18 protein-coding genes and 1 riboswitch are annotated in these 18,856 nt (G+C 35.1%); of the genes, 11 read left to right on the top strand and 7 right to left on the bottom strand.

The genetic code is table 11. From position 1 onward, the window contains the following. The first annotated feature begins 10 nt into the window (after positions 1-10). The 3 genes from HQN85_RS12960 to HQN85_RS12970 all read left to right on the top strand — a co-directional run bounded on the left by HQN85_RS12960 (position 11) and on the right by HQN85_RS12970 (position 2,872). Positions 11-709, top strand: coding sequence for a hypothetical protein (locus HQN85_RS12960; protein ID WP_173272901.1), 699 nt, complete (start codon positions 11-13; stop codon positions 707-709). Positions 710-720: 11 nt separating this feature from the next. After that, positions 721-1,785: a DUF5007 domain-containing protein gene (locus tag HQN85_RS12965; protein WP_173272903.1), complete on the top strand. Its 1,065-nt coding sequence runs from the start codon at positions 721-723 to the stop codon at positions 1,783-1,785. Positions 1,786-2,350: 565 nt separating this feature from the next. Then, positions 2,351-2,872 (top strand): GNAT family N-acetyltransferase, encoded by a 522-nt coding sequence (locus tag HQN85_RS12970; protein ID WP_216847285.1) that lies wholly within the window; start codon positions 2,351-2,353, stop codon positions 2,870-2,872. A 40-nt stretch (positions 2,873-2,912) separates the two neighbouring features. Here the strand turns inward: HQN85_RS12970 and HQN85_RS12975 are convergent, their stop codons facing one another. From HQN85_RS12975 to HQN85_RS12995, 5 genes are all read right to left on the bottom strand, one after another. Next, positions 2,913-3,944 (bottom strand): threonine aldolase family protein, encoded by a 1,032-nt coding sequence (locus HQN85_RS12975; RefSeq protein WP_173272905.1) that lies wholly within the window; start codon positions 3,942-3,944, stop codon positions 2,913-2,915. 2 nt (positions 3,945-3,946) lie between these two features. Next, positions 3,947-5,182, bottom strand: coding sequence for a S41 family peptidase (locus tag HQN85_RS12980; RefSeq protein ID WP_173272908.1), 1,236 nt, complete (start codon positions 5,180-5,182; stop codon positions 3,947-3,949). Between the two features lie 86 nt (positions 5,183-5,268). After that, positions 5,269-6,057: an AraC family transcriptional regulator gene (locus HQN85_RS12985; protein WP_173272910.1), complete on the bottom strand. Its 789-nt coding sequence runs from the start codon at positions 6,055-6,057 to the stop codon at positions 5,269-5,271. 3 nt (positions 6,058-6,060) lie between these two features. Next, a complete protein-coding gene (locus tag HQN85_RS12990; protein WP_216847286.1) occupies positions 6,061-6,333 on the bottom strand; it encodes a DUF4242 domain-containing protein in 273 nt (90 codons plus the stop codon). Positions 6,334-6,461: 128 nt separating this feature from the next. Beyond that, complete coding sequence (locus tag HQN85_RS12995; RefSeq protein ID WP_173272911.1) at positions 6,462-8,066, bottom strand: S41 family peptidase; 1,605 nt, start codon at positions 8,064-8,066, stop codon at positions 6,462-6,464. A gap of 285 nt (positions 8,067-8,351) precedes the next feature. Here HQN85_RS12995 and murQ point away from each other — a divergent pair, with 285 nt between their 5' ends. From murQ to metF, 8 genes are all read left to right on the top strand, one after another. Then, positions 8,352-9,158, top strand: coding sequence for an N-acetylmuramic acid 6-phosphate etherase (gene murQ, locus HQN85_RS13000; protein ID WP_173272913.1), 807 nt, complete (start codon positions 8,352-8,354; stop codon positions 9,156-9,158). Between the two features lie 82 nt (positions 9,159-9,240). Continuing rightward, on the top strand, positions 9,241-9,807 hold the full coding sequence (locus HQN85_RS13005; protein WP_173272915.1) for a hypothetical protein: 567 nt from the start codon (positions 9,241-9,243) through the stop codon (positions 9,805-9,807). A 16-nt stretch (positions 9,808-9,823) separates the two neighbouring features. Continuing rightward, positions 9,824-10,063 (top strand): DUF4160 domain-containing protein, encoded by a 240-nt coding sequence (locus HQN85_RS13010; RefSeq protein WP_173272917.1) that lies wholly within the window; start codon positions 9,824-9,826, stop codon positions 10,061-10,063. Beyond that, positions 10,047-10,262: a DUF2442 domain-containing protein gene (locus HQN85_RS13015; RefSeq protein ID WP_216847287.1), complete on the top strand. Its 216-nt coding sequence runs from the start codon at positions 10,047-10,049 to the stop codon at positions 10,260-10,262. The genes HQN85_RS13010 and HQN85_RS13015 overlap by 17 nt, the downstream gene beginning before the upstream one ends. A 29-nt stretch (positions 10,263-10,291) precedes the next feature. Then, on the top strand, positions 10,292-11,035 hold the full coding sequence (locus HQN85_RS13020; RefSeq protein WP_173272921.1) for a Bax inhibitor-1/YccA family protein: 744 nt from the start codon (positions 10,292-10,294) through the stop codon (positions 11,033-11,035). Between the two features lie 116 nt (positions 11,036-11,151). Then, positions 11,152-11,255: riboswitch (SAM riboswitch) on the top strand. 133 nt (positions 11,256-11,388) lie between these two features. Then, positions 11,389-15,090, top strand: coding sequence for a methionine synthase (gene metH, locus HQN85_RS13025; protein WP_173272923.1), 3,702 nt, complete (start codon positions 11,389-11,391; stop codon positions 15,088-15,090). A gap of 67 nt (positions 15,091-15,157) precedes the next feature. Continuing rightward, positions 15,158-15,553 carry a four helix bundle protein gene (locus HQN85_RS13030; RefSeq protein ID WP_173272925.1) on the top strand — a complete coding sequence of 132 codons (396 nt, stop codon included), beginning with the start codon at positions 15,158-15,160 and terminating at the stop codon, positions 15,551-15,553. A 9-nt stretch (positions 15,554-15,562) separates the two neighbouring features. Continuing rightward, positions 15,563-16,516, top strand: coding sequence for a methylenetetrahydrofolate reductase [NAD(P)H] (gene metF / locus HQN85_RS13035; RefSeq protein WP_173272927.1), 954 nt, complete (start codon positions 15,563-15,565; stop codon positions 16,514-16,516). 70 nt (positions 16,517-16,586) lie between these two features. Here the strand turns inward: metF and thrC are convergent, their stop codons facing one another. After that, positions 16,587-17,900, bottom strand: coding sequence for a threonine synthase (gene thrC, locus HQN85_RS13040; RefSeq protein ID WP_173272929.1), 1,314 nt, complete (start codon positions 17,898-17,900; stop codon positions 16,587-16,589). A 25-nt stretch (positions 17,901-17,925) separates the two neighbouring features. Beyond that, positions 17,926-18,855, bottom strand: a complete 930-nt coding sequence (locus HQN85_RS13045; RefSeq protein WP_173272931.1) for a homoserine kinase — start codon at positions 18,853-18,855, stop codon at positions 17,926-17,928. Position 18,856 lies beyond the last annotated feature (1 nt).

Genomic DNA, 18,856 nt, shown 5'->3' on the forward strand with positions numbered 1-18,856 from the left:
AGAAATTAATATGAAAAAGATTTTATACACCCTACTAAATATCAGTATCATACTTTTATTTTTTAGTGCCTGCAAAAAAGACGCAGTTATTGATGGGGGTTTAAGTGATCCCAATATCAACATGACAACCTACGATTGGATTAAAAGTAATCCACGAAGCATGTTCGATACTACATTACGAGTTATTGATAAAGCGGGCATGAAAGATATCATTAATAATGCGGGTACTTTTTTTGTCCCTAATGATTATGTAATTGGCAATTATATTACTCTTAAACAAACGGAGGTTAGAAAGAAAGATGAAAGATTGAACTTTACATTGGATTCATTATTAAACTATACTCCACAAATGTTAAGAGATTCTATGGGCATTTATTGCTTTAAGGACAAACTTACAAGAGATAAATTATCAAACCCTGGCGCTTTATATCAAAGTAATACAGCAAATGTAAGTTTATGGGTATCATTAATAGAGGCATCTCAATACATTGTTGACGGGGTTATCTCTACCAAGCCTAAATATATCTACTTAACTAAAGTAATTGGCGACAAGGATATTGTGGAAAGTAGCGGCTTAACCTACGACCCTACCAATGATCCTAAAAAATTAGATATCAAAGTTCTATGTCAAACAACAGGGTTGATTACTACCACAGGAATAGTACATGTGCTATCAAACGCTCATAATTGGTCATTTAAACAACAATAAATTAAAATAACATGAAAAATAAAATCATAATTATAGCGTGTTCATGCTTATTATTATTCATTGGCATATCAGGTTGCAAAAAAATCACCACTGGTTTTTTAAGTGATAATTTAAGATATACAGCAAATCCATTAACGGTTGGACAGGGGGTTTTTCTTATATCTACCGGAATTGCAAATGATGGATCAACTCCCCCATTTAAAATTACCCTATTAGATGTTCGTAATAAAGCTACAGGAAAACGTGAAGAAGCTTTTTTTAAGGATTATGAAGTGGCCGTATGGAAAAAAGCTTACAATCCTTTAGTTGATACAACTTTAGCTTTGATCGATGCCAAAAGAGGATATGAAAAAAAGAAACCTTTGTATATACTTGAATCTAGTGGTCAATTAATGTTTACCCAAGCTTCTGACAATGTACCTGCAGGCGAATACTTAGTAGATTTACAAATAGAAAACCCTAATGGTACAAAGGTTTACAAAGGTATTTGTACAATTAACTTAACTGCAACTAAAGATTATGAGTATGTAAATAATCCTTATTTTCAAGCGCTTCCTGTTGGATCAGAAACGGCAATACCATTTCCAATCAGTGAAAACCAGCCTATTGATCTTTCGATAGGACAAGCAGTTAATGCTACTTTAACAATTAAACGCTTAGCGGCAACGCCCAATCAAATTGTTTTTAAAGTTTTAGATAAAAACGGCGCAGTTTTTCCGGGAAAAGCACTGTCAGACAGACCAAGCGGAAATACTTATCTTAAAAACCTAAAAACCTTTGCTTATAAAACAACGGTTACAGATACCGCCATTTTATATGATTATGCACAAGCTCGTTTTCCTGACCCTTATTGGGATAATCAATCTAATGCATTAAATTGTTATTATAGAATTTATGAAAACTATATTCAGTCTATAGACTATGCAGACCCGTTAAACTGGTCTCCACCGACAAAAATGCAATACTTAACTTATACTACGCAGCCTGTTAAAGTTAATTTTAGAATTAATACAAAATTGAACAAACCAGGCAAGTATTTATATGAATTAAAATTAAGATTGACTAAGAAACCTTAATATTTGAATTATGAGTTATAAAGCGGTTAAATATTTTAACCGCTTTTTTTCAAACTTTCTTATCCCAACAGTAACAATTTGGAGGGCGGCTCATTTGCAATATTTACTTATTCCTTAAAACTCATATTAGCGATGATGCTGAAGTTATATTTTATATACACTCATCCTTGTCTTGTTCGAGAAAAGGTGCTTTTTTAAAAAACGATATACCACAAAACCATCAGCGAACCTAAACAAAGGTAGAGCTAGACAGCAACTCTTCTAGGACATAAGTCGCGGTAAGGTCGCTATAAGGTCGCCTTATTGTCGCGGTAAGTATGAAGGAAATAATTAAGGGTTTTTAACGGAATGGTTGTTTAAGGAGTGGTTTTTAAATATACATTTAAAATTTGACTTAAGGAAAACAGCAAAGATTAACAATTATGAAAGCTTCTATTGCAACCCATATTCTGCAACTGTTCCAGCATTTATAAGTTGGCAACAATTTAACCGTAAATATTGAACTTTAAGTGGTAAGAAAACGGTAATTTCGACCACTCAATTGTTTCACTAAGGTGATTAATAAATGCAAAAATTTATACAAGTTATACCAAGTACATTAGCTGATTTTAATACCATATTCGAGTTTTACAATATGGCGATTGCTCATCAAAAAAAAGTTTTTCATCACCACTGGCAAGGCTTTAGTGGCGATTTAATTACGCAAGAAATTGATGAAAAAAGACAATTCAAAATCCTTGTTGATGGACAGATCGCATGTATTTTTGCCGTCACATTTAGCGACCCTCAAATTTGGGAAGAAAGAAATGTTGATTCCGCAATTTACATTCATCGTATTGTTACGCATGCAGATTTTAGAGGTTTTGGCTTTGTAAATGTAATTATAGATTGGGCTAAGGCATACTCCAAAACCAATGATATTCAGTTTATACGAATGGATACTTGGGCAGATAATGAAAAACTACTAACTTATTATACGGGTTGTGGTTTTAAACATGTGGGCATGATTAAAATTGCTCCAAACAGTGGCCTACCTAAACATTATGAAGGCATCAGTTTAAATCTTTTTGAAATAGCGTTAGATTAGGAATTAGCTCTCTGAAAGCCGGAAAATCCTAAGTTTGAAATTAAGAGTTTGAAGTCAAGCTGTGAATTTCTTCATTAAGAATTTCTACGAACTTCTTAATTTCTGCTAGCGTATTGCTGAATGAAAAAACCAATCTTGCTTCTTCCCTTTGTTCGTCCCAGTAATAGAAACTAGCATAACTTTGCATTTTCAAGTAGAGGGATTTAGACATCTTGAGAAATACCACATTACTTTGTACTGGATAAATGATTTGAATGTTGTTAAGCTTTTTAATTTCCTTTTCAAAACATTTTGCCAAGTGGTTGGTATAATTTGCTAATTGTAGCCATAGCTTTTCTCTAAGTATTGCTTGAAACTGAACCGAGATGTACCTGTTTTTAGAAGCTAACTGCATACTTCTTTTATGGGTAAACTTGAGACTTGAACTAAGTGTTGAAGCGAAAAAAATAACAGCTTCACCATACATCATTCCTAACTTTGTTCCACCTAATGTCAACACATCCACTCCTTCGCTTAGTTCTTTTAAACTAACGTTTAAAGCCGCAGCTGCATTAAAAAACCGAGCGCCATCTACATGTAACAACAGCCCATTGCTTACACAAAATGCTTTGATTGCTCGCAACTCCTCCAAACTATATATCGTACCATATTCGGTAGGCTGGGTTAAGGTTACCACATTAGCTTGTGGATGATGAACATCTCCTTTACGCTTTAATTGAGTCTGTAATCCGTCTAAGGTTATTTTTCCATTTACAGTTGTTATGGGATATAATCTACAGCCACTAAAAGCTTCTGGGGCAGTTGCCTCATCGACATAACAATGAGCTATATCAGCACAAAAAATAGATTGGTAACTTTCTGTGATAGCTGCGAGTGCGAAATTATTAGCTCCAGTACCATTAAAAGTGAAGTAAACCGCTATCTCTTCACCAAATTCTTCCTTAAAAAGCTTAGTGGCAGCTAAGGTATAAGAATCCTTTCCATAAGAAGACTCAAAACCTGTATTAGCATCAACGAGCGCTTGCATCATTGCAGGATGAACTGCATCAAAATTTTCACTTGAAAAATTCATTCCTACTTAATTTTTTGGTTCAAATAATTAACAGCAGTCTGCAGAATTAAATCTTCACCCATTTGCTGTCTACTTAGCTCTACTTTAATTGTCGGATTGTATAACTCCCTTGCCAAACCATTTACATGATATAATCTTTCTGTTGTGAAATTAAAACCAATTTTGGTGTTAGGCATTTTAAAACTCTCTACTGCACCATTTAATCTGGCTAATTGAGTACCAATTACGGTAGCTCTCTTCATCCCATCAAATGCAATCGTAATTCCTTCGGCAATACTGCCAGTCCAATGATCACCTAAAACAACCACTGGCTTAGTATATGTAATACCTCTTGGCGATACAATTTCTACCCAGCTTCGTTTAATACCAGTCTCTTTTTCTTCAGCAAAATACTCATGCTTTTGATAAAACTGATCTCTATTAGTAAAACGACCTAAAATAGCTCGGGCTACACTAGTATTACCCCCACTTGCAGTTTCCCTTAAATCTATAATGATTGCCTTTGTTTGTAGCATGGCATTCAAAACACTATCAAACTTGGGGATAAGCGCATTATCATATAGAAAATTATTGATTTTGATATAACCTATATTTTTAATGTTGGATGATTGAACCATATCTGGATAATTGATATGTTCTAACATCAACCCTTCTTGATCTGGGAAGAAATCTTGAATTCCTTTTGAGGTTTTTAGTGTAATTTTCCGAGGGGTAAAATGATCTCCTGCAAGCAAAAGGCGTAAGGCAAAACTCTTTGATTCTGCATTAACAGTATGAGCCAAAAATGGTAAAATAGCTTCGTTTACATTTACATCATTTACTGCTACTACTTCCATTCCTGAATGGATGCCTACTTTTTCAGCACCCATGCCTTTTCTCACCTCGACTATAATTGCTTTATTGTTCTGATATTCGGCCCAAATGTCTGCACTAGTAGGAACCAATCTGCGAGAAAATTTGGTATTGGTACCGAGCGAACAATGATGATCGTACAATTCATATAATGCTTTTTCTAGAATGCTTACAAAAGCATCTCTACTGCTAACAGTATCAATTTGTTTTTGATAAATAGGTTTTAAGCTATTCCAGTCGATACCTTTTTTATCAAAATAACAATATTGATCATTGATACTATTCCAAAAATAAGTGAAATCTTCTTGATATTGTTTGGTAGTAAATACTTGAGAGAAAACAGGTAAAGCAGAAAAACAAAGTAAAAAACAGATTAATTTTTTCATGATTGTGGTAAAGTGAAACATGGAGGTTAATTATAATGTTGTAAAATTAAACCTTAGGTGTTCAAAAGGCTTGGAAGATATTGCAACTAAATATTGGTACTATAAGCAATAGGAGAAATTCCTGTGAATTTCTTAAAATGGTTGCAGTAATGAGCAGTATCGTAAAAACCAAGATCAATTGCGATGCTTAACAAGTCTTTCCCTTCAGCTAGCATGGTTTTACTTTTTTCTATGCGTTTAAGAATAAAATAATTATTCGGTGTTAAGCCTGTTTGAGATTTAAAAAGCCTAATGAATTTGTATTTATCGATACCAAATCGACTAGCAGCGACATCCAAGGAAAACTTAGTGATACTTTCTTCAGCCATGAAATCATCAAATAATGATTTAAATTGAAGATCTTGAGGTTCATTGTGGTTGTCGCCATAATTAAGCGCAAGGGTATGCAATGCTTTTTTAAGCTCATCTTCATAAGTTGAACCTAGTTGAGGATGATTAATGGTTGTGGCTAATTGGTGTAAAGCGCTAAATAGATCATCATCATTAATTACTTTATTGTTAAAAACCACAGACTGCCCACCATTGCAGTACTCCATAAAATCCTGACTTACATAAAAGGTAAAAAATGAAACTTTGTTGTCCTTTTCGAAAGGGTTGGCGTGAATTTCTTGTGGATTTGTGATGAGAATGCTTCCTGTGGGTGCAATCAATAATTGATTATGCAACTGCGTGTTAAAGGAACCAAGGTACACCAAGGTAATGTTATAAGTTGGATGAAAGTGAAATGGAAAAGAATGATTATAATCTTTTGCCAATAACGCTTCTAACCCTTCGCCAATAGCTAATTTATAATATTTTGACGGTGTACCGCTCATGGTTTAAATCGTTGTAGGATCGATTACATTTTTAACTTCATAAACTGCAGTAACTGGAAAATTACCCCTACTCGCATGTTCACGCACTACCTCTTCACTCTCAGCGATGTGTATGCAAAATATCTTATCAGCTGTTACGAATGATTCTATCCAATGATAAGGTTCATTTAAGTTAGCTACTACGTTGCAAGAGGTAGCCGTTATCTCTGCCAATGCTGTTGGCGATAGTTTTCCTGCACCTGGCAAGTCTCTTTCAATTACAAATTTTTTCATCATTTTATGGCTATTTAAATTTACATAGTTTAATGTAAGTATAGCACAAAATTAAAGTGATTAAACAAGACGCTATTGGAAGATATTGCAATCTTATTTACAAAACTAGAAAATACAGGCGGTAAGAAATTCTATTGCAAGCTAACTAAAGCCTGCTTAACCACATTATCTGTTAAGTTGTGAGCTTTATAATAACCAACATCTCCTAAATGATATTTACACAACATTACTTTTAGATCGTTGTAAATAATGGACTTAGATGCGGTGAGTTGTTTTGCATCAATCGCAACATTTTTAGATTGAATGTAGTTTACTAAATCCCTATAGTCGGTATCGTTAATGGTAAATGTATTTAAGGTTTGAGCTAAATATGATGGCGTATATCGATCAGCCAATACATCAAATACAAAATCAATTAATATTTTTTTATTAATCAATGTAGCATATAGTTTCGTGTAGCCTGTAGTGTCTAATTTCACATAAACATCTGGTTGAATACCACCACCACCAAAAACCTTCTTTCCGCTTTGTGTCACAAACGCACCGGTTTTCTGCAAACTATCTTTAGTTTTTGCATTTTTAGCTGTTAATTCCCCATCATTTAAACGATCTTCCAACTCATGTTGATAAGCTGCATATCCTTTTTTATATGATTTTTGTATACTTCTACCAAGTGGGGTGTAATATCTTGCAATAGTTAAATTTAGGGCAGAACCATCTTCAAATGCGAATTGTTCTTGCACTAAACCTTTCCCAAAAGAACGTCTACCCACAATAATACCTCTATCTAAATCTTGTATAGCTCCTGCAAAAATCTCACTTGCCGAGGCAGAGTTTTCATTAATTAATACAGCTAATTTTCCTTGCTCAAATTCCCCACCGCCAGTCGCAAAATAATCCGTACGCGGCTCGTGTTTACCTTGGGTATACACAATCAATTTATTTTCTGGCAAAAACTGATTTGCTAAACCTGTTGCAGCATTCAAATAACCGCCACCATTATCTCGAAGATCAAGCACTAACTTTTTCATCCCTTTGGTTTTAAGCGATTTTACAGCCTCTACAAAATCATTATCTGTATTTGCTCCAAATTTACTGATGCGAATGTAAGCGGTTTCTGGTGTAATCATATAAGCAGCATCAATGCTACTTACTTCTACCTTACCTCTTTTTATTGTTAAAATAGCTGGTGAAACAGTTCCATAATGTAATAAAGTAAGTTGTACAGGGGTACCCTTTCTGCCTTTAATTTTACCTATCATTTCAGAACGTGGTAATCCTCTACCACTCACATTCGTACTATCTACTTTAAGTATTTTATCGCCCTGCTTTACACCTGCTAAATATGCCGGACCATCTTTAAGTACATTAGTTACCAATAATGTATCGTTTAGGATATAGTATTCTACACCAATTCCTTCGAAGTTACCTTCTAAATTTTCTGCCAGTTCAAATGCCTTAGTCGCTGGTAAATACATACTATGCGGATCTAATTGATGCAGTAAACTGTCTATTGGTAAATGATGAAGGCTATCTGCATTCACATCATCAACGTAGTTTTTATTAATGATATGAATAATATCTTCTACTTTTTGATTGTTATCAGCATAGCGAGTACTTTTTTCGACTTTAAATCCTTGATCTTTTAAAAATTTAAAACCTAAATACATTCCACCTATTAAAGTTATGGAATAGGTTAAGGCAAGAAGAAGGTTAAATCTCGTACTTTTTTTCATTAGGGAAGTGACTTTACAAAGTTATGAAACAGCCATGATTTTACCAAGCTCATAACTATATGAATATCAAAAACATGGGTGCCTCATCACAAATAAAAAAAACAAATTACAAACAGGTGAGAATTAGCCTGTTATTAAATAACAAGGTTAAAACATTTTAGTTTTTTGATTTTTTTAAAGTAAATATTTGCAAGGGAGTAATCTTCTCTATAAAATTGTAGGGTTTTATGCATAATATTTCCTGTTAATTGATAAATTGACGAACTTTAACCTTTAATGAAATCCATGAATAGAGTAACAGAGCAAGAATCTAAATACAACGACATTGATAAAATGTCTGTTTTAGAAATTTTGACAGGCATCAATAACGAAGACAAGACTGTACCACTAGCTGTTGAACAGGCTTTACCACAAATTGAAAAATTAGCATCGGCAATTGCTGATAGAATGATTAAAGGAGGAAGATTGTTTTACATAGGCGCAGGTACCAGTGGCCGTTTAGGAGTAGTTGACGCTTCTGAATGCCCTCCTACATTTGGTGTCTCTTTTGATACGGTTGTTGGTATTATAGCCGGTGGAGATACCGCAATACGTAAAGCAGTTGAATTTGCAGAAGATAACATTACTCAAGCTTGGGAAGATTTACAAGAGTATCAAATTAATGCTAACGATTGTTTAGTTGGACTAGCTGCTTCTGGAACTACACCTTATGTAATTGGTGGTTTAAATACAGCTCGTAAACACGGCGTATTAACTGGTTGTATTGTTTGTAATGAAGGCGGACCAATTGTTGCTGAATCTGATTTTCCTGTAGAAGTAGTAGTAGGCCCTGAATTTTTAACTGGTTCAACTCGAATGAAATCGGGAACTGCTCAGAAATTGGTTTTAAATATGTTAAGTACTACCGTGATGATTAGAATGGGACGTGTGAAAGGGAATAAAATGGTAGATATGCAATTAACTAACCATAAGTTGGTAGATCGTGGCACACAAATGGTAATGGATGAACTACATATTGACCACGACCAAGCTGCAGATTTATTAAACAAATATGGTAGTGTGCGTAAAGCTGTGGAGGCTTCAAAGGGATAGTTTTTTCGTTGGTTAGTTGTTAGTTGGTTAGTCCTCCAATTTCCAAAGAAACTAAACATCCAAAAAACCAAATAACTAACAGATGCACGAAATTGAACCTTTTTATCTTTGGAGAGACGATTATATCGCTGCAGAAGATGAGCGTTCGCCATTTTTTAACACCGAATATTCTGAGTTCTATTACGATAAGCAACTCTATAATTTTCTAATTCATCCGCAATGGGATACGTTTGGATCTGCTACACTGTACATTAAAGTATTGTTTGTAGATTATGAAAAGCAATATGCCATTATTGAACTGATGGGTGAATGGAATGATGCGATTAATAACGATATCATGATGTTAAAAAGAGAAATCTTAGAGCTAATGATAGATGAAGGAATTAATAAATTTATCCTTATAGGAGAAAATGTATTGAATTTTCATGCTTCAGATGATAGTTATTATGAAGAATGGTTTCAAGACGTAGAAGATGGATGGATTGCAGGGGTTAATTTCAATGAACATGTTATTCGTGAATTTCGCGATAATAGTATAGATTATTACATCAACTTTGGAGGTGAGCTAGATGATTTGCATTGGCGAAAGCTTAAACCACGACAGTTCTTTAAAAAAGTTGAAGAACTCCTGACAAAAAGATTAAATTAAACGCTTATTTTTACTAATGCCTACACTATTTATAATTTTTGGACTTCGGTTCTTTTTCTATTCCAACGAACACTTGCCCATCCATATTGATGTAAGAAATGCTGATGGAGAGGCAAAGTTTGAGGTGGAAGAAATTAAATTGGTTAGTAATAGAGGGCTTAAGAATAAAGATATTAATCTTGCACAATCTTTGATAGAAGAAAACAAAGAAATTATTATTGCAAAATGGAATGAATATCATGGAAAACAAAATTAAAGTCTGGTTTGAAGACAATCGCATCTATATAAAAAATGCGTTGGGCGAGAAAAGAAGCCACCCACTAAGTTGGTTTCCAAAGTTATTGAATGCTAGTGATGAAGAAAGAAATAATTTTAGCATATCTCCTTTCGGAATTCATTGGGAAAAAATTGACGAAGATTTAAGCTTTGATGGTTTTAATTCTTTCAGCAAATAAAAAACATAACATAAACAGAAATAAATCAAATGGAACAACAAAATTATCAATATCAGAATGACAGCGTTTTTGTACAAGAAGGCTCAATTTCTAAAAAATTCTTTGCAAATGTTTTTTTGTGGATGTTTGTAGCTTTAACTGTTTCTACTGCAGCTGCAATATTCACAAATCAAATACCTGGCATTAAAGATTTAATCAGAGATCCACTAACATTTAAACCTACTACTCTTGGTTATATCACAACATTTGCTCCTTTAGGTCTTGTTCTATTAATGGGAGCTGGATTTAATAAACTTTCTTTCAATGCTTTACTTGGTGTGTTTATCCTTTTTTCTACCCTATTGGGTGTTAGTCTAAGCTCTATACTTATATTTTATGAGTTAGGTTCAGTAGTAGGTTGTTTTATCGCTGCAGCAGGTATTTTTGGCATTATGGCATTCTTAGGATATACTACCGAAGTTGACTTAAGTAAATTTGGGCCAATATTAATGGTGGGCGTTGTAGGCCTTGTCATCGCAAGCTTGGTAAATATGTTTATAGGGAGCGAAAGAGTTGACTATATCATGAGCTTTTTTGGTGTAGCAATTTTTACAGCTTTAACAGCTTATGATGTTCAAAAAATTAAAAGAATAGGTTTAGGAATTGAAGAAAGCGGGGAACAAATGGTGGCTACCGATTCTAAAAAACTGGCTATTATGGCAGCTTTATCATTGTATTTAGATTTTATTAATATTTTTCTCTTCCTATTACGCATTTTTGGAAGCAGAAAGTAATTTCCAAAAACAGAACAATATTTCAAAAGCCTCGCAAATTTGTGGGGCTTTTGTTATTTAATTCGGTAAACATTGCAATTATTTGGAATTGATAATGCTTTGTTGCATTTTTGTAGTGCTTATTAAGAAAGACGGAGGGACTAGACCCAACGAAGTCTTAGCAACCTGTGCCAACAAGGTGCTAATTTCTAATCTCAGCAGTGGCGAGAGAAGATAAGTTTAAAGAATAATCTATTCTGACTTTTGAATAAGCCAATAATAGCGTCATTGCGAGGAGGTACGACAAAGCAATCTCATCGATAAAACAAATTGCCAGACTTTAAACCATAAAGTTCGCAACGACGAGGTAGAATATGAGTATTAGAGAAGAATTAGAGAAACGTATTTTAATTATAGATGGTGCAATGGGTACCATGATTCAACGCTATACGCTAACTGAAGAAGATTTTAGAGGAGAGCGTTTTAAGAATCACCCATGTGATGTAAAAGGCAATAACGATTTGCTCAACATTACACGTCCTGATATTATAAAGGAAATTCATTTAGAATATTTAAAAGCAGGTGCTGATATTATAGAAACCAACACCTTTAGTACGCAACGTATTTCCATGGCAGATTACCAAATGGAAGATTTGTCGTACGAGTTAAGTTTTGAAGGAGCAAGAGTAGCTAAGGAAGCGGTAACAGAATTCATGGCCGCAAATCCAGATAGGAAATGTTTTGTAGCTGGAGCCGTTGGCCCAACAAACCGAACACTGTCTATGTCGCCAGATGTAAATGACCCAGGTTTTAGAGCTATTTATTTCGATGAATTAGAAGCCGCTTATTACGAACAAGTTCGCGGCTTAGTTGATGGTGGAGCTGATGTATTATTGATCGAAACCATATTTGACACATTAAATTGTAAAGCAGCAATTGTTGCTATTAAAAAATACGAGGAAGTTATTGGCAGAAAACTGGAAATTATGATTTCTGGAACTATTACTGATGCTTCTGGCAGAACATTATCTGGACAAACAGCTGAAGCTTTTTTAAACTCGGTAATACACGCTAATCCTCTGAGTATTGGCTTTAATTGTGCATTGGGAGCAAAAGAAATGCGTCCGCATATTGAAGAATTGGCTGAAAAAGCAGGTTGTTATATTTCTGCTTATCCAAACGCTGGTTTACCAAATGAATTTGGTGCTTACGATGAATTACCCCATGAAACCGCACACTTGGTAGATGATTTCATCGCATCTGGTTTTGTAAATATTGTAGGTGGTTGTTGCGGTACAACGCCAGATCATATCGGCTGTATTACCGAAAAAGCAAAAAAAGCAAGTCCAAGAAAAATTCCTACAGTTGAACCTTATTTGCGCTTAAGCGGATTAGAACCTGTTACCATCACTCCCGAAAGTATATTTGTAAACATTGGTGAAAGAACCAATATTACAGGATCTCCAAAATTTTCTAAACTAATTTTAGGTGGCGATTATGAAGCTGCTCTTGCTGTTGCATTACAGCAAGTAGAAGGTGGTGCGCAAATCATTGATGTAAATATGGATGAGGGCATGATTGATTCGGAAGCTGCAATGACTAAGTTTTTGAATTTAATTGCTTCAGAACCTGATATTGCAAAATTACCCATTATGGTAGATTCATCTAAATGGTCGGTAATAGAAAATGGTTTAAAATGTTTACAAGGCAAAGGGATTGTAAACTCTATATCCTTAAAAGAAGGAGAAGAAAAATTTAGAGAAAGTGCCAAAAAAATTATGCAATATGGCGCAGCGGTTGTGGTAATGGCTTTTGACGAACAAGGTCAAGCAGATAATTACAATCGTAGAACTGAAATTTGCAAAAGAAGTTATGACATCTTGGTAAATGAAATTGGTTTTCCTCCTCAAGATATTATTTTCGACCCTAATATTTTAACGGTAGCTACAGGTTTAGAAGAGCACAACAATTACGCAGTAGATTTTATCAATGCTGCACGTTGGATTAAACAAAACCTGCCTTACGCTAAAGTAAGTGGTGGTGTTTCTAATATTTCATTCTCATTTAGAGGAAATAATACAGTTCGCGAAGCCATGCACTCTGCATTTTTGTACCATGCTATTCAGGCTGGTTTAGACATGGGGATTGTGAATGCAGGAATGTTGGAGGTTTATCAAGAAATTCCACCTGAATTATTGGAACGTGTAGAAGACGTATTATTGAATCGTAGGGATGATGCAACCGAACGTTTGGTAGAATATGCTGATACCATTAAAAGTAAGGGAAAAGAAATAGTTCGAGATGAGGAATGGCGCAAGGGCACAGTAGAAGAACGCTTATCCCACTCTTTGGTAAAAGGTATTGTAGAATATTTAGATGATGATGTTGAAGAAGCTCGACAAAAATACCCTCGCCCTATTCAAGTAATTGAAGGTCCGTTAATGGATGGGATGAACATTGTTGGTGATTTATTCGGCGCCGGAAAAATGTTTTTACCACAAGTTGTAAAATCTGCTAGGGTAATGAAAAAAGCCGTAGCCTATCTCCTACCATTTATTGAGCAAGAAAAATTAGAAAATCCAGATCAGGATCAAAATTCTTCTGCTGGAAAAGTATTAATGGCAACCGTAAAAGGCGATGTACATGATATCGGAAAAAACATTGTAGGTGTAGTTTTAGCCTGTAATAACTTCGAAATTGTGGATATGGGCGTAATGGTTCCTGCACAAGATATCATTAAAAAAGCTAAAGAAATTAATGCAGATATTATTGGTTTAAGTGGCTTAATTACCCCATCATTAGATGAAATGGTTCATTTTGCGAAGGAAATGGAACGCGAAGGGTTTACTATTCCATTAATTATTGGTGGCGCTACCACTTCACGTATTCACGCTGCGGTAAAAGTTGCACCTAACTATTCGGGACCGGCAATTCATGTTTTAGATGCATCTCGAAGTGTTACTGTATGTAGCACATTGATGAACCCAGAAACAAAAGACGAATACGTTGCTGGCATTAGGGCAGAATATGATAAAGCTCGTGAAGCACATTTAAATAAACGTTCTGATAAACGCTATAAAACAATTGAGGAAGCAAGAACGAATAAATTTAAGTTAGACCTTGAAAAAATTGCGCCAGCGCCAAGTTTCACCGGAACTAAAATACTGGAGGACTATCCTTTAACAGAGCTTGTCCCTTATATAGATTGGACACCCTTTTTCCATACATGGGAACTACGAGGAAGTTATCCTAAAATATTTGATGATAAATTTGTAGGTACTGAAGCTAAAAAATTATTTGACGATGCTCAAGTACTCTTAAACAAAATTGTAAATGAGAAGTTATTAACTGCCAAAGCAGTATTTGGTTTCTGGCCTGCAAATGCCATAGGTGATGATATTGAACTTGAAGTGCAAAGCAATACGCTAAAAGTAGATGAGAAACTGAAAAATGGCAAAGCTGAAAAGGTACGAATTCACACGTTACGTCAACAAGCCGAAAAAGTAGATGGACAACCCTATTATGCTTTATCCGATTTCATTGCTGATAAAGACAGTGGCATTCAGGATTATTTTGGTGGTTTTGCAGTTACAACTGGGATAGGCTGTGATGAATTAGTTGCCGATTTCGAAAAGAACCACGACGACTATAATAGTATTATGGTAAAAGCATTGGCTGATAGATTAGCAGAAGCTTTTGCAGAAAAACTACATGAACTTGTTCGCAAGGATTATTGGGGTTATGCGAAAGAAGAAGTTTTAACCAATGAACAATTAATCAAGGAAGAATATAAAGGAATCCGTCCGGCGCCTGGTTATCCGGCTTGTCCAGAACATACCGAAAAAGGAACCTTGTTTGCATTATTAGATGCCGAAGAAAAGATTGGTTTAAAAATTACCGAAAGTTATGCCATGTACCCAACTGCAGCTGTTAGTGGTTTTTATTTCTCCCATCCCGATTCTCGCTATTTTGGATTAGGAAAAATTACCAAGGAACAAGTTCAAGATTATGCTCTTAGAAAAGAAATGGATCTGGAAGATGCAGAGCGATGGCTGAGCCCGAACCTTGCATACTAGTTTGTTGGATGTTTCGTTGTTTCGTTTTTTAGATAGTGCAGTTTAAATAATTTACTGGTTAAGTAAAATGGCATATAATAAGTATACAGAATTAGAGGTGTGGAAAAAGGCAAGAGCATTTGCATCTCATATTTATTTGCTTACATCCAAATTTCCGAAAGAAGAAGTTTATGGTTTAACTTCCCAAATTAGGAGATGTGCAATTTCTGTTCCTTCGAATATTGCAGAAGGTAGTGGTAGACAACATGCCAAAGAAACTATCCAGTTTTTAACTATAGCTCGAGGATCACTTTACGAACTTGAAACCCAACTTTATATTTCAAAGGACATTTCAATTATTTCTGATGAACAATTGAATAGTTGTATTATAGAAATTGAGATTTTAGGCAAGCTAATAAATGGCTACATAAGATACATTAGCTCAACTATTCAGAAACCAAATAACAAACTACCAACCAACTAATCAACTAGAATGAAGATTACAGATCATATAAAAAACGCAAAGGGTAAAACCTTATTCTCATTTGAGCTTTTACCACCAGTAAAAGGTAAAAGCATTCAAGCTATTTACAATGCTATTGATCCATTAATGGAATTCAATCCACCGTTTATTGATGTAACTTATCATCGTGAAGATTATATTTATAAGCAGCATGAAACTGGTCTGTTAGAAAAAATATCGTACAGAAAAAGACCAGGTACAGTTGCTATTTGTGCAGCAATTATTAATAAATATAAAGTTGATGCTGTTCCACATTTAATTTGTGGTGGATTTACCAAAGAAGAAACTGAGAATGCATTAATCGATTTGCAATTTTTAGGAATTGATAATGTACTAGTTTTACGTGGAGATGCTCGTCATGCAGATTCTAGTTTTATTCCAACCCCAGGTGGTCATGCGTATGCAACAGATCTTTTGGAGCAAGTAATGAACATGAATAATGGCCGCTATTTACATGAAGATCATGATGCTTTTAAAACAGACTTTTGTATTGGTGTTGCTGGATATCCTGAAAAGCATTTTGAAGCACCTAATCTAAAAACTGACTTCAAATATTTGAAAAAGAAAGTAGATATGGGCGCAGAGTTTATCGTAACTCAAATGTTTTTTGATAATTCTAAATATGTCGATTTCGTAAAAAAATGTCGCGAAAATGGAATTAATGTGCCCATCATCCCTGGTTTGAAGCCAATCACCTCATCTAAACAATTAATCAGTTTACCAAAAGTATTTCATATAGATTTACCTGAAGACTTGAGCGAAGCTATCCATAATTGCAAAAGCGAAGCAGAGGTTAAAGAAGTTGGTATAGAATTTATGATTACCCAGTGCAAAGAGTTGGTTAAAATTGGAGCTCCTGTACTACACTTTTATACGATGAGTAATCCAGAACCAACTAAGAGAATAGCACAAGCAATATTTTAACACAATAACACATACAAACATAGACATACATCTAAATTATGTTCTCTATGTTTCTATGTGTATAATTAGTTTATTGATCTCCCATTAACAAATATTCCTTAAACCCTTCAAAATCCTTACCCAATTCACTATACAGTTCTACCTTGTTTTTTAAGGTTTCTACTTGCGCTGGCAACTCGATTTTAGATTGCATTTCTGCTGAAAAAACTTCAGGAAATTTACATGCATGAGCAGTGGATAAAAACACTTTAACACCTTTATCTGTAGGATTTTTTTCAGCATAAGCTTTAGTTGCTAGATAAGCAATTGCGGTATGCGGACAGGCAATGTAGTTGAATTTATCAAAGATCTCTTTTATACCTGCTAAGGTTTCCTCGTCTGTAAAACGATAGGCTTTTACTAATTCTTGAATCACTTTTCTATCGGTATTAAACAAATCCATGATGCGTACCCAATTACTTGGCGCACCGACATCCATGGCGTTGGCATAAGTTTGTACAGATGGTTTAGTTTCATAAATTCCACTCTCTAAAAAGCGTGGAACCGTATCATTTGCATTAGTTGCTGCAATAAACTGATGCACTGGTAAACCCATTTTATAGGCTAATAATCCTGCACCTATGTTTCCGAAATTTCCACTAGGCACCGAAAAAACCACCTCTTTAAATCCTTTTCTTTTCAATTGCGCATACGCATTGAAATAATAAAAAGTCTGCGGAATTAGTCTTGCTATATTAATTGAATTAGCAGAAGTTAATCGGAACTTAGCCTTCAACTCCTCATCTGCAAAAGCTTGTTTCACTAAGGCCTGGCAATCATCAAAAGTTCCATCAATTGCAATTGCCCTAACGTTTTTGCCATTAGTGGTAAGTTGCAAACGTTGCACTTCGCTTACCTTTCCCTTCGGAAACAGAATAGTAACCCTAGTATTAGGCACACCTAAAAAGCCCAAAGCAACTGCTCCGCCAGTATCACCTGAAGTAGCCACTAAAACATCTAATAACAATTCGCCATCTTTTAAGAAATAAGCCATTACTCTACTCATAAATCGAGCACCAAAATCTTTAAAAGCTAAAGAAGGGCCATGAAACAATTCGAGCACAAATGTATCTTCATCCAATTTGACAAGAGGTGCATCAAAATTTACGGCATCTTCTACTAAAGCTTTCAAATCAGCGGTAGGAATTTCATCTTTCAACAAGGTTGATGCGATTTGATACGCAATTTCTGGCAAGGAATATTTCTCGATGTGATCGAGAAATTCTTTTTCTAATTGAGGAATGTTCAAGGGCATGTATAGGCCTTTATCTAGTGGCATGCTATTAAAAACTGCCTCTTGAAAGGAAACACGTAAATCTTTATTGTTGGTTGAGTATAGTTTCATTTAATTTATTGATTGCAGTATCCAATTATATTGCTCTTGGTCCCTCAGCATTTACTGAAGAAACATAAGCGTTACTATTGATATTTAATTTTGTTAAATGTTTTTGTTGGGCAGTTGTTATTTTCCTAGCGGTTGTTTCATCTTTGGCTAATGCAAAAACAGACGGACCAGAGCCTGAAATCCCGAAACCTACAGCTCCATTTTCCATAGCAAGTGCTCTCAAAGTTTCGAACCCTGGAATTAGGATAGAGCGAGTTGGTTCTATCAAAACATCCTTCATACTTCTACCTACCAGATCGATATCGTTTAAGAACAAGCCACTCACCAAACCAGCCACATTTCCCCATTGCGTAACCGCATCTTTCAATAAAACTTTAGCACGTATCATTTGTCGAGCATCTTTAGTAGGCACTTCCACTTCTGGATAAACAATGGCCGCGAATAAGTCCTTGGGTGTTGGCAAAGCAATTAAATCCAATGGTTCATAGCTGCGAACCAAAACAAAACCACCTATTAATGCTGGTGCCACATTATCTGCATGACCATAGCCACAAGCCAGTTCCTCACCCTTCATTGCGAATGGAACCAATTCTTTTGCGGTCAGCGAGTTGCCCATTAGCTGATTAATAGCATATAAACCCGCAACCGTACTTGCCGAACTAGAACCTAATCCGCTACCTATTGGCATCTTTTTATGTAGTTCAATTTCTACCCCAATATCTTCTCTATTTAAGTGTCTTAGATAATGTTGTACACTTGCACTCACCGTATTTTTTGCAGAATCTAATGGTAAACGGCCATCATCTCCTGTAATTTTCAATAAACGAACACCAGGTTCATCAACCAAGCGCATCACTACTTCATCTCCAGGTTCATTCACAGCAAACCCTAGAACATCAAATCCACAAACTACGTTGGCAACAGTGGCAGGAGCGAAAACTTTTATTTCTTTCATA

The sequence above is a fragment of the Pedobacter boryungensis genome, assembly GCF_013204825.1.
Classification (GTDB): domain Bacteria; phylum Bacteroidota; class Bacteroidia; order Sphingobacteriales; family Sphingobacteriaceae; genus Pedobacter; species Pedobacter boryungensis.